Genomic DNA, 11,001 nt, shown 5'->3' on the forward strand with positions numbered 1-11,001 from the left:
CCTTTCTTATAGAGCCACCCAGTCATTGCGGTGAATAAAAACTCCCTTAGCATGCTCTTGAAGCAACAGGTCTCGTAATTCTTGCGAAGACATCTTGGCACGTCCTTTACCAAGCAAATCATGCTGGGGCTGATTGTAGACCTCTACAATATCGCCGACCTCAAAATCACCACTGACCTTGGTAATGCCTGCTGCCAGTAAACTATTCCCATGGTCATCCAAAGCTTCCTTGGCTCCCTTGTCAATCTCTACATAAGCTTCTGTTCGGGCATAGAAAGCCATCCACTGCTCACGTTGGCTCATCCCCGCTTCATCTGCCAAGAAAAGAGTGCCCCGATTAGTCTGACCAACCGCTTGCAGGAGAGCCGTATCTTTCTTAGACGAGCAAATATAAACTGGTACACCGGACTTAGTCGCAATCTGAGCAGCCTGAAGTTTAGTGGTCATACCACCGGTCCCATTGCTACTGCCAGTACCAGCAGCCATTTCAAAGAGATCATCCGTGATGTTGACGACTTTATCAAAATGCTTAGCCTCAGGATTTTTACTAGGATTGTCAGAGTAGAGTCCATCGACATCAGTCAGGATAACCAGAAGATCCGCCTTGACCAAGGAAGCAACCTGAGCTGAGAGCGTATCATTGTCTCCGACCTTAATCTCCTCAATAGCAATGGTATCATTTTCATTAATGATAGGAATAGCCCGCTGACGCAGTAAAACCTGCAGAGCTTGAGAGGCATTCTTATAACGACGATCATCCGCAAAGTCATCCTGAGTCAATAAAATCTGGGCCGCCACAATGCTGTCTTTCATGAGATTTTGAGTGTATTCCTCAATCAAAAGCCCCTGACCGACCGCTGCACTAGCTTGCTTTTCAGCAATTTTTCTGGGACGCTTCTCAAATCCTAGACGCCTAAAGCCCGCTGCGATAGAGCCAGATGTAACAAGAACAATATCATGCCCTTGTTGGTGGAGCTGGGCCAGCTGGTTAGTGATACGGGCTAGTTTAATACGATCCAAATTTCCATTTTTCTGAGTCAGAGAACTTGTTCCAACCTTAAAGACAAATGTTTGTTTTTTCATTATAATGTTTTCCTTCTGCAGCCTATCTCTAGATAAAACTTCTTCTAGATTCCTTTTCATTGCTTCTACTACCTCTGGTAACAGTACAATAAAAGCCAGTCTGTCTCGTTAAATAGGTCATTTTCATAAGATGTTCTAGTATCTTCTATTTATTCTACCATAAAAAGAAGACTGGGCAAAAATTCGTCCAGTCTTCCTAATTTGGAGTAAGCCCTTGACACAAGAGGATACGACCCCAAATTTTCCATTTTTGAATTCTTTCCCTTCCCCTCTTACTCCCTTTACTCTTCTATAATAACCGCAAAATCGTCTGGGGAACGTCTGATATGCGGGTAACCAGATTTCAAAGCTTTCCCCACAGCCAGCATTAAAATAGGTTCCCAATCAGAAGAGAGTTTTAGGTAGTCCTTCATTGCTTCAAAATCCACTCCTCTCATTGGCACACTGTCATAACCATAGGCACGGACAACATGCATGAGGTTCATAGCAAAGAGACCAACATCCAGTCGTAAGCCTTCAACATCCTTATCCTCTGGGTGAAGAGAAAAATACTGACCTATCCGCTCTGAGCGGACAGCTGCCTCCACTTTTGTAACAGTACCTTTTTCCACATGAAAATCTTGCCACCACTCTAAGTCATAGGCCTTTTTATCACCAAATAAGAGAAACACTACGGAGGCTGTCTCAACCTGCGGCTGATTAGCTGATAATTTCCTCAATTCTTTTTGCTTCTCTTTATTTTTAACAACTAAAACGCGCCAAGGCTGAAAATTATTGCCAGATGGCGCATAGCTGGCATGTTTCAGCATATCGACGATCACACTTTTTTCCAAGATTGCTTGGGAATCAAAATGTCTGACAGACCGACGTTCATCCAAAAAGCTTAAAATATTTTCCATAATCTTGTATCCTCCTTTGTGTTTCTTAACAATTTCATTATAATAAAGCTAATAATGAAAAAACAGTAGTCACTGTTTTGTGACCACTGTCTTAGGAGACCCTGCTATGCAAACAAACACACACTGGAACTGTGGGGTATCAAGATTAATGGACAGTATTTCGGGAAAATGGAAACTCAATATTATCTGGATTATCTCACAGCATGAGTCTATTCGTTTTAACCAGTTAAAGCGTGAAGTAGAGGGAATCACCAAAACCATGCTGACACGCGCTTTAAACGATTTAATAGCCGATGGCCTAGTGCTCAAAACAGACCTACAAACCTTACCTTTTCACACTCAGTACCGCTTAACAGCAAAAGGACAAGAACTATTGAAGCTTTTACTCAAACTCAACACATGGGGTAAAGATAATATGTAGCTGCCCTCTATGTTAGAAAGCAACAAAATATTGACATTTAGTCTATAAATTTATAGACTGTTACCAGTATTATCTATTACAAGGAGGCCATTTATGAAAACAATCAACGCCACGTTCTTTATTAAAGAGGATAATCGTCAAGATTTCTTGCAGGCGATTCAACCACTGATTGAATCCTCAAGACAAGAAAAAGGAAACCGCAGCTATCAGCTCTATCAAGCTGTGGACAAGCCCAATCAATTTATCATGATTGAACAGTGGGAAAATCAAGAAGCCATTGATAGCCACAACCAAACACCGGCCTTCACCCAATTTTTCGACCAATTGTCTGACTGGTCATCAGCTGAACCAATTGTGACTGTATTGGACTAGGTTATTTTAAAGGCCTGCTCTAGGAGCTCTGCTATTTCCTCCGAAGGCCTATCATCGTTGGTAAATACTGGGTGAAGTTTTAGGCCTCATCAATAACTTTACTCTATGACTTAGAGAATTTTTCGTAACTACTTGTCTAACTTTTCATCTCCACCCCCGCATAGCGGGCGGTTTACTGGTTCACACGCTTTGTGAGCGCAGCTCCCTAAAAAGATAAAAAATAAGCATAGAATTACGATGTTAAAATCGTTTATTCTATGCTTTTATTATATTGACTCACCTAAAAATACATGATTATATTTAAACAATACTTGCACCGCCATCAATAACAATCTCAGTTCCCGTTACAAATGAAGACTCATCTGATGCCAAGTACAAATAGGCGTAAGCGATATCTTCTGGCTTTCCAACATACGGCGGTAGAGGAGTCTTGCCCTTCATTGAATTTGAGAGTTCCTCAAATGAACCCATACCCATTTTCTCAATGAGGGGCGTATAGATGAAACCTGGATTAACCGAATTAACACGTATATGATCACTGGCAAGAGTCACAGCCGCATTAATACTCATACTGTAAACGCCACCTTTAGAGGCTGAGTAGGCTACTGTATCTACGCCTCCTTGATGAACAATACCAGAGGCACAGTTTACGATAGAGCCACCGCCGGCTTTTCTCATATAAGGCACAACCGCTCTCATGCCCAACCAAACACTCTTAACATTGATATCCATTGTTTTATCCCATAATTCCATGCTGCAATTTTCAATACCTGCATCATTAGGGCTAATTCCAGCATTATTAACAAGAATATCGATTTTCCCAAACATCTCTTCAGCTTGTTTAGTGATATCTTCCCAAGCCTCTTCTTTGCTTAAATCATAAGCGAAACCAATCGCCTTGCCTCCCGCATCCTTAATTTCATTGACCAGTTTTTCGATTAAATCAGCTTCTAGAGCAACCAAAACAACCGATGCACCTTCTTTGGCAAATAACTTTGCTGCGGATTCCCCCATTCCTGAGCTTGCACCTGTAATGACCGCTATTTTTCCTTCAACTCTGCCCATAATTGCTATCCTCTCTAATTATTTTCACAAGACTAGAAATCGTAACTTTATGATTCCCAAATATGTCTGTATACCTAGCTAGAATATAGCATATGAAAGAGTCAAAAACAATCAACAAAACATTTGAAATATGTACTTTTACACTAATATGTGAAAGTGTGTAATTTTGTCGTTAAAGCGACATGGTCATTATAATAAATATGGTTTAAGTTTTTGAGGCATATTTTCCTCACAAAATTCTATAAAATTCTCAGTTGACATAGGTATTTCATCCATAGAAAATCTGTAAAACATTTCTACAAGGCCACAAACATACAATCTAAGTACTGCTTCTATCTCAAAATCTAGTTTATCTATTTTATTGATTTTTAAAAGCAATCCCAAAATGGCATCATAAGCCTGATTTGCATGTATAGTCTGGAAAGATTCCTGTCCAGAGGTATTGGCGAAAGCATTCTTTATAAAATATTGAATCTTCTTATAAGATTCGATACCTATGACTAAAAAGTCATGAAAAGAGTAATTACTATTTTCGAGCTTTTTATATATTTTTTCTGTCTCAGACTCCTCTACATAGAGCATCAGTTCAAGTTTATTTTGAAAATGATTATAGAAAGTCTTTGTAGATAACCCACTCTCAGCCACCAACATTCTAACAGTAATTTTGTCAACGGGGTAACTTTTAGCTAGTTCAAGAAATACAGACGCAAATATCTCTTTTGAAGTTCTCTTTTTCAACATCTATTTTACCTCATATAAATGATTTTGCCTTATTATTAAAAGAAAACAGGTTTTCCGATAAATAATTAATCATTTATTGAAAACTATACTCATCCCCATCAAAAATATTTTAGTCGTTAATCCCATCTCTATTTCCTCCTCTTTACATCTGCAACAATCTCAACACAACTCCCAATTTTCTCATTGTAGCGGTAATACCAAACCATTTCTCCAAAAAATTCGTATTCAGCTTTTTCTTTTTAGCTTCTCTGGGGAGATACATATAAAGGCACTGGCTTCCAACGTAAAATTCCTCATCACCAAAATCTTGTGCTAGAAGCTCTGCTATTTCATTGGAAGAAATGGTATCATTGATGAAAACCAGATGAACACGTGAGCTATCATAGGTCTCATCAAAAAGATTTTCCTGCGTAACCTTTGCTAGTTGCTCAGGGCTTTTGATAATGACGGATAAATTCGCCCCGATATTTTTAAAAATCGTATCATGGACGAGATTTTTGATGTCCTCATCAGCTAAATCTGTTTCGCAAATAATATTCCCAATCTGGATGTAGGTCTGTACGGACTGCAAACCTGCTATCTCTAGAATCTCCCTAAGATAAGCCATCTTGGGGATTTTATTTTGTCCGACAGGTGTGACACCGCGTAAAAGGGCGATTTTTTTCATTAGCTAATCTTCCTTATAGAAACAGTCTGATTTGTAACAAGCAACTTCACAGATACATCCTAACACGTTTTTGGTATTCTCGATAGGCAGCACCAAATTTTATGAAACACTCTCTTTCCTCCGCTAGTATGATAACGTGAGCTGACAGTTGAAAAATAGCTAAGAAAATAAGCAGCATTAATGACCGAGTCAGCATCGCCACGCCTAAAAAGAAAACAAAATAAGCGATATACATTGGGTGACGGGACAGAGCATAAAGCCCTTTGGTATTCAATCCTTTTTCATCAGGGTTGGCAAAATCCTTCATGACCAAAATAAGAAGCACGTCGCCTAAAAGATAGACTCCCAATCCTAAGTAGAAAAAACTAGAGAAATGAAGACTGACTTTTAGAAAGAAGGGAGCAACCAGAAGCATCAGGGTAGATAATTGATAAAGGCAGTAAGCTATCATTTCTTTTCCTTGCATCGAAGCAAAATGGGCTGCCCGCCCTATTGCTTTCCTATCCAAGAGTGAAAGAAAAATAAATCGAATGAAGAGGAAAAGAACTAGTAGGTAAAAAGCTGGCATATAATTTTCTCCTTACTCTGAAAATGAGGACATCAATCTAGCATAAGCGGCAACATCTCCCGTAGAAAAATAGTCAAACCAGGCTTCGATAGTTTTCTTAGCATACAAGTCCAGTTTTTCAACAATCAGTTTTGCCCACAGTAAAGAACCAGCAGAGCTTGCTGTAATCAGATTGCTATCACAAACAGCCACATCTTCTTTGTAATACCTCTGCCCAGTATAATGAGGACTCATTTCTGGGTAAAAAGGAGCATTGCTCGTATGGAAACGTGTATTTAAGGTACTACGGTCAGCCAGCCCCAAGGTAGCACCGCAGATAGCGGCAACCAAGAATCCCTCCTGTAACAACTTGGCCGCAAGGTTCAAAATAGCTGCTTGTTCCTCATCCAGCCAAGTCTCACCGCCAATGAGCACCAAAGCTGCTGTACTTGCAACATCTATATCATCTAGACTTAAATCTGGTACTAGAGTCATTCCGCTGGCTGTCCTAATCGGCGCTTTTGTCCTGCCTACCGTCTTAAAAGAAACTTTGGGCTTTTTCAGCTTAGTCTGCAGACTCAGAGCTTGCATTAGATAGCCATGTTCCCAATCGGCCATAGTATCTTGGACGTACATATAAATAGTTTTCATCATTCCTGCCTCACACACCTATTGGATAACGTTTTCCATGTATTTACCTCACGGAGTACCTAAGTATAGTTTTTTGCTTGTCTTCAGCTGTTCTGTTGCGATTGCTTAGGTAGATTTCTCTGTGAAAATCGGCTGTTCGTGTAAGGTTGAGATCATTGGCAAGTTGCTCCATCAATGCAAAAGACTTGGGTTCATCATCGTAGCTTCCCATATGTAAGATCTGAATAGCTTTGCCATCTTTTACTTCTTCAAAGCCTATCTCATCATACAAGTCATTAGGCTTTTTCTTTCTAACAGTCTCAAGCGCCTTGGTAAAATCCTTCTGCTTTATAAAATCAGGTTGTTTAATCATCAGTGTATAGGTCAGTTTGTTTTTATCAAATGCTGACTCATCACCATTTTCCCAAAGTCCCTCCAAAGGATAGACGGTAAAATCCGTCACTTCAGCATCGGACCTGTCTTTCATATCTTTCTTATACTGCATCTTGATAGCATAGGCCAGCGCATATAGGGCGGATATCCTATCTGAAAAATCCGCTTCATTGGGATTACCTTTGCCTTTTATCAGGATAAACTGCTGTTTGGGTACTTCTACTACGACCGGTGTCTGCTTGACACCATAAAGAGCTTTTTCCTGTTTTCTCCATTCGTATTTCATGATCTAATCCTCCTGTATTTTGATAGTTCTATTGTACAGGAAGATACTTGACACCATTTGTCAGGTTCTATATTTTTTGGCCATTTTATGAGTCATTTCTCTCATTTGCTTTCGAACATCCTCTGGTTCTAAAACTTCTACCGCATCTCCAAATGAAAGAATATAACGATAAAGGTTGTCGTCATTGGGCAATTCTATCTCAGCACAGAGGTTGCCATCTTTATCTTCTGCAGCATGTTCAGCCATTTCATCGTAAACCCTAAAAGCTACGGTTTTATCAAATTTCATTTTGATTGCTACTGTATCTTCAGTCTTTACTTCCCTTGGCAAAACAATACTGTCGAATTGATCGTTAAAGCAATCCCGACACGTTTCAAAGCCTTTGATACGAGACAGTTTAAAATACCGGAAATCATTTCTGAGCAAACAAAAACCATAGACATACCAATCCCAGCTTTTAAATAAAAGCCTGACGGGTTTGACTTCTCTATAGGTCTCTTCTTTGCTGCTGGAAAAATATCGGAATCTCACAATATTTTTATTGATAATAGCTGACTTTATGTCTCTAAATAACTCATCATAGGCTTTATTCCCCTGCCAGCTATCAAAATCAACCTCTATCCAGTTAGTGTTTTTCATTTTAAAGAGAGCCGATAGTTTTGTCAGAAGCTCATTCTCATATTCTTTACTTGTTCCCTCCAGACCTTTCAAGGCGATTAAAATCTGCTCTTGTTCTTTCCCAGAGAGCAGTGATTTCCTCAGTACAAAGTCATCAGAAATTTCAATGCCACCACCCTTGCCTTGAGTCGCATAAATCGGAATGCCTGCACTGCTGATAACATCGATATCTCGGTATATGGTCCTGACTGAGACTTCATATTTCTCAGCCAATTCATTAGCCGTTACTTTACCCTTCTCCAGTACGTAGTATAGAATTTTAAACAGTCTATTATTTTTCATGGTTCAATCGCTCCTGCAGCTAGGGCAGCACAAGCCTAACAGAGATTGTCGGATTAAGATATTCTCACTCAACAAAGTCTTCAAAACCCTCTGCAAACTTACTTGGGAAAAATTCCGTAACCTCATATTCGGCGATGGCGTTGACATTGAACGCTCTTCCTAGATTACTCTCGCATTAGGTTTTAAGTATCAATCCTGACAATATCCGTCAGCGCCTTATTGCGGTAAACCAAATCTTCTCTAACGGTAAAGCCGCACTTTTCCCAGAAGCCATTGCCGGCCTGATTGCGGTCAAAAACAACTAAGGCCACCTTGTGAATCCCTTCTTGCTGAAGCTCAGCAAGTCCTTGACCAACCAACTGTCGTCCAATTCCCTGTTCTCTAAAATCTGGGTGAACCGCTGTATGATAAATATAGCCACGTCTGCCATCATGCCCTGCTAGAAGAACACCAACAACTGTATTTTTCTCAACAGCCACTAAACAAGTTGTCGGATTACGCTTGAGAAAAACAGCGATCTCTTCTCTTGAATCATCCAGATTATTAAGCCCCATGCCCTTGCAGGAAAGCCAGAGTTGGTATACAGATTCATAATCGTCTATTATCATTGTTCTAATCCGCATGGGCGTCTCCCATCCCTTAGGCTTCGTCAATCATCAACTTTACAAAACCATCTTCTTCGGCATTGTAGACATGTTTCCCAATAATAGAACGAAGATTTTGAATATCTGCTAAGTCAGTACTGGCAAATTCTAGATATGCTTTTTCTGAATCTTGATGACTAATTTCAGGATAAAAATCATTTATGTAACAATAAAATTTATCAAGAATATCCTCAAGAGGATACTGCGATATAGCCTCACCAGCTCCCTCACCCAAGTCGGGCTCCTGTACAAAAGACAATGAAGTCACATACTGAAGTTCTCCGCTCTCATCTTTGGTCTGATAAATGCCTGATTCAACTTTTTCATAATTAGTTTGCTGATATTTTTCTGCCTGATGATCTTCAATAGCCTTCATATCGCACTCCTTTATACCTTGCCATTACTTAACTTTCTCAAAAGTCATATCGAATTGAAAAACTAGAATAACCTACTATAATTCAACCACCATAATCAACTCTTCATCTTTTTCAGATACTGTGTGGAAACCGAGTTTCCGGTACAGTTTAACGGCATAATTGGCCTTTTGAACTGATAAAGAAGCTGCCTTAAAGCCATTTATTTTGAGCAAAGTCAACATTTCTCTCATCAGGGCTGTTCCAATCCCCTGCCCTCTGTATTCTTTGAAAAGAGAAACGGCAAGAGAAGGCGTGTCATCATTGATGTGCCCATAATCCTCTATTATCCTGCTCCATACAGCACCGACTAGCTCTTGATTGATTTCTGCCACCAGGCAAAAATCCCCAAACTGACTGCCAAAGTCTTTGACATATAGCTGCAGGTCTGGAAGCTTGATAATCTCTTTATCAGGTTTTTCCGCCCCTTCCGGAATAAAAATCGCTTCATATAAGAAATCATCCAAGCGTCCAAACTCATTGTCTCTCATCTCCCTGATAGTGTAGGTCATTCTCGCCTCCCATAGTTTAATAGTCTAAAATCTAAGTAGGACAAAACATTTTTAATTTCTCACTATCTCTTACTACACATACATTTCTCAGAAGCATCCTATACTTTCTAATATCATGTTGTTTCTTCCGTGCTAATCTCTTCAGCATTTATTGTTTTACAATATCCATAAATTAGGATTATAACAATTAAAATAATCTCTATGTTTGACATAATCTTAAAATACCAAAATGTTATTAAAATCACAAGATAACTAAAAGTAATCAGAAAAACTTTACACCCTCGATGACTCTTTTTAAAACTATATTTATATTTTTTGTGCGAGTCAATCTTAAAAACCTCTAATCCTTTAGTATACAAATCTAATTGAGAGCTATACATAAAAAAGAAAAACAACAAGATACATAAGTAAAGAAAACTTATGGCTATCTTCTCCACTATAGGAGCCCTTCTCCACCCAGATCTTATAATTAAAAGAAGAATTCCTAACAATACTGGAAATAAATAACTCAGAGTAAGTTTTCTAACAGCTTGTAGTCCCCTTTTTATAAACAACAGTTTATTCTCAACATACCTGAAATAGACAGATGAATTCTTTCCAATAGATTTATCCATTAATTTATCAAACCAATGTCTTGAAAACTGTACATTTGTATATATTGTCTTGGGATGCTTTTCAAAGTGTTTTAGTATATCTTCATGCTCAGAAAGATCTTTATTTATCTTAAAGTCCCAAATGCTATCAAGTCTTTCCAAAAAGAATAAACGTTGCTTATTTTTATATAATTTATCAACGTTTGCAATTAAGTACATAACCCAAATTAATAATACAATAATCAAAAAAAGTAATATCAGCGTAAAAATAATCCCTATAATTAGTCTATAATTTTTATATTGCTCTTCTATAAACTTATAAACCGATGATAAGGAAAGATTTGGAAAAAGTTGTGAAATAAGCGAATTCGTTCCAAACATTCCAAAAATGGCTAGCAAAATATCCTTAAAACTATACTTGTTGGAAGTTTTTTCAGCATTTAAGAATTTAATATAACGTTTTAAATCACTATTAGTAATTCCACTAACTATAAATTCTTCCTTTAATTCAAAAATTACTTTATCAATCTCAAAAATAGTAGTATAACTTCTATTTACTAATCCACCATTGGTAGAGTACCACTTTGCATATTTTCTCTCCATCACTAGATTAATCGGTGAATTATTAAATTTCTTGTTTTTATATTTTTTACCTGTGGTGCTAGTTAAAAACAGTTAACAAAAAAGTTCATTTGGATTATACTGCAAATGAGAAAAAAACAGCAGAGGTAATCCAAATGAACCACCTACATTATACTGCTAAAGCCCATCATTT

15 protein-coding genes are annotated in these 11,001 nt (G+C 38.3%); 2 read left to right on the plus strand and 13 right to left on the minus strand.

The features are described from left to right. Positions 1 to 6 precede the first annotated feature (6 nt). On the minus strand, positions 7 to 1,083 hold the full coding sequence (gene proB / locus AC4HAO_RS06825) for a glutamate 5-kinase (protein ID WP_491093739.1): 1,077 nt from the start codon (positions 1,081 to 1,083) through the stop codon (positions 7 to 9). Positions 1,084 to 1,364: 281 nt separating this feature from the next. After that, positions 1,365 to 1,982, minus strand: a complete 618-nt coding sequence (locus AC4HAO_RS06830; RefSeq protein ID WP_491134953.1) for a nitroreductase family protein — start codon at positions 1,980 to 1,982, stop codon at positions 1,365 to 1,367. A 106-nt stretch (positions 1,983 to 2,088) separates the two neighbouring features. Here AC4HAO_RS06830 and AC4HAO_RS06835 point away from each other — a divergent pair, with 106 nt between their 5' ends. Beyond that, positions 2,089 to 2,403: a winged helix-turn-helix transcriptional regulator gene (locus AC4HAO_RS06835; RefSeq protein ID WP_491093566.1), complete on the plus strand. Its 315-nt coding sequence runs from the start codon at positions 2,089 to 2,091 to the stop codon at positions 2,401 to 2,403. A gap of 93 nt (positions 2,404 to 2,496) precedes the next feature. Continuing rightward, a complete protein-coding gene (locus AC4HAO_RS06840; protein WP_491093567.1) occupies positions 2,497 to 2,775 on the plus strand; it encodes a putative quinol monooxygenase in 279 nt (92 codons plus the stop codon). Positions 2,776 to 3,075: 300 nt separating this feature from the next. Here AC4HAO_RS06840 and AC4HAO_RS06845 read toward each other — a convergent pair whose 3' ends face one another. From AC4HAO_RS06845 to AC4HAO_RS06895, 11 genes are all read right to left on the minus strand, one after another. Continuing rightward, positions 3,076 to 3,840, minus strand: a complete 765-nt coding sequence (locus AC4HAO_RS06845) for an SDR family NAD(P)-dependent oxidoreductase (RefSeq protein ID WP_491134954.1) — start codon at positions 3,838 to 3,840, stop codon at positions 3,076 to 3,078. A 189-nt stretch (positions 3,841 to 4,029) separates the two neighbouring features. Then, entirely contained in the window at positions 4,030 to 4,581 is a 552-nt protein-coding gene (locus AC4HAO_RS06850) for a TetR family transcriptional regulator (protein WP_491134955.1), read from the minus strand. Positions 4,582 to 4,723: 142 nt separating this feature from the next. Then, positions 4,724 to 5,248 carry a DUF1697 domain-containing protein gene (locus AC4HAO_RS06855; RefSeq protein WP_491134956.1) on the minus strand — a complete coding sequence of 175 codons (525 nt, stop codon included), beginning with the start codon at positions 5,246 to 5,248 and terminating at the stop codon, positions 4,724 to 4,726. Positions 5,249 to 5,294: 46 nt separating this feature from the next. Beyond that, positions 5,295 to 5,816, minus strand: coding sequence for a methyltransferase family protein (locus tag AC4HAO_RS06860; protein WP_491134957.1), 522 nt, complete (start codon positions 5,814 to 5,816; stop codon positions 5,295 to 5,297). 12 nt (positions 5,817 to 5,828) lie between these two features. Beyond that, the gene (locus AC4HAO_RS06865) at positions 5,829 to 6,446 is read right to left on the minus strand and encodes a DJ-1/PfpI family protein (RefSeq protein ID WP_491134965.1); all 618 of its coding nucleotides are present in this window, start codon (positions 6,444 to 6,446) and stop codon (positions 5,829 to 5,831) included. Between the two features lie 43 nt (positions 6,447 to 6,489). After that, complete coding sequence (locus tag AC4HAO_RS06870) at positions 6,490 to 7,104, minus strand: GyrI-like domain-containing protein (RefSeq protein ID WP_491134958.1); 615 nt, start codon at positions 7,102 to 7,104, stop codon at positions 6,490 to 6,492. A gap of 60 nt (positions 7,105 to 7,164) precedes the next feature. Continuing rightward, positions 7,165 to 8,064, minus strand: a complete 900-nt coding sequence (locus tag AC4HAO_RS06875; protein ID WP_491134959.1) for a helix-turn-helix transcriptional regulator — start codon at positions 8,062 to 8,064, stop codon at positions 7,165 to 7,167. Positions 8,065 to 8,246: 182 nt separating this feature from the next. Continuing rightward, positions 8,247 to 8,687, minus strand: coding sequence for a GNAT family N-acetyltransferase (locus tag AC4HAO_RS06880; protein ID WP_491134960.1), 441 nt, complete (start codon positions 8,685 to 8,687; stop codon positions 8,247 to 8,249). Positions 8,688 to 8,703: 16 nt separating this feature from the next. Beyond that, entirely contained in the window at positions 8,704 to 9,084 is a 381-nt protein-coding gene (locus AC4HAO_RS06885) for a hypothetical protein (RefSeq protein WP_491134961.1), read from the minus strand. Between the two features lie 75 nt (positions 9,085 to 9,159). Next, on the minus strand, positions 9,160 to 9,633 hold the full coding sequence (locus AC4HAO_RS06890) for a GNAT family N-acetyltransferase (RefSeq protein WP_491134962.1): 474 nt from the start codon (positions 9,631 to 9,633) through the stop codon (positions 9,160 to 9,162). A 113-nt stretch (positions 9,634 to 9,746) separates the two neighbouring features. After that, entirely contained in the window at positions 9,747 to 10,829 is a 1,083-nt protein-coding gene (locus AC4HAO_RS06895) for a hypothetical protein (RefSeq protein ID WP_491134963.1), read from the minus strand. Between the last annotated feature and the right edge of the window lie 172 nt (positions 10,830 to 11,001).

Source organism: Streptococcus sp. ELY_137 (assembly GCF_058314515.1).

Coding starts and splice junctions, on each gene's coding strand:
- AC4HAO_RS06870 (WP_491134958.1), bottom strand. CDS start 7,104: ATGAAATACGAATGGAGAAAACAGGAAAAAGCTCTTTATGGTGTCAAG.
- AC4HAO_RS06840 (WP_491093567.1), top strand. CDS start 2,497: ATGAAAACAATCAACGCCACGTTCTTTATTAAAGAGGATAATCGTCAA.
- AC4HAO_RS06880 (WP_491134960.1), bottom strand. CDS start 8,687: ATGCGGATTAGAACAATGATAATAGACGATTATGAATCTGTATACCAA.
- AC4HAO_RS06895 (WP_491134963.1), bottom strand. CDS start 10,829: ATGGAGAGAAAATATGCAAAGTGGTACTCTACCAATGGTGGATTAGTA.
- AC4HAO_RS06875 (WP_491134959.1), bottom strand. CDS start 8,064: ATGAAAAATAATAGACTGTTTAAAATTCTATACTACGTACTGGAGAAG.
- AC4HAO_RS06890 (WP_491134962.1), bottom strand. CDS start 9,633: ATGACCTACACTATCAGGGAGATGAGAGACAATGAGTTTGGACGCTTG.
- AC4HAO_RS06855 (WP_491134956.1), bottom strand. CDS start 5,248: ATGAAAAAAATCGCCCTTTTACGCGGTGTCACACCTGTCGGACAAAAT.
- AC4HAO_RS06865 (WP_491134965.1), bottom strand. CDS start 6,446: ATGAAAACTATTTATATGTACGTCCAAGATACTATGGCCGATTGGGAA.
- AC4HAO_RS06885 (WP_491134961.1), bottom strand. CDS start 9,084: ATGAAGGCTATTGAAGATCATCAGGCAGAAAAATATCAGCAAACTAAT.
- proB (WP_491093739.1), bottom strand. CDS start 1,083: ATGAAAAAACAAACATTTGTCTTTAAGGTTGGAACAAGTTCTCTGACT.
- AC4HAO_RS06835 (WP_491093566.1), top strand. CDS start 2,089: ATGCAAACAAACACACACTGGAACTGTGGGGTATCAAGATTAATGGAC.
- AC4HAO_RS06850 (WP_491134955.1), bottom strand. CDS start 4,581: ATGTTGAAAAAGAGAACTTCAAAAGAGATATTTGCGTCTGTATTTCTT.
- AC4HAO_RS06860 (WP_491134957.1), bottom strand. CDS start 5,816: ATGCCAGCTTTTTACCTACTAGTTCTTTTCCTCTTCATTCGATTTATT.
- AC4HAO_RS06830 (WP_491134953.1), bottom strand. CDS start 1,982: ATGGAAAATATTTTAAGCTTTTTGGATGAACGTCGGTCTGTCAGACAT.
- AC4HAO_RS06845 (WP_491134954.1), bottom strand. CDS start 3,840: ATGGGCAGAGTTGAAGGAAAAATAGCGGTCATTACAGGTGCAAGCTCA.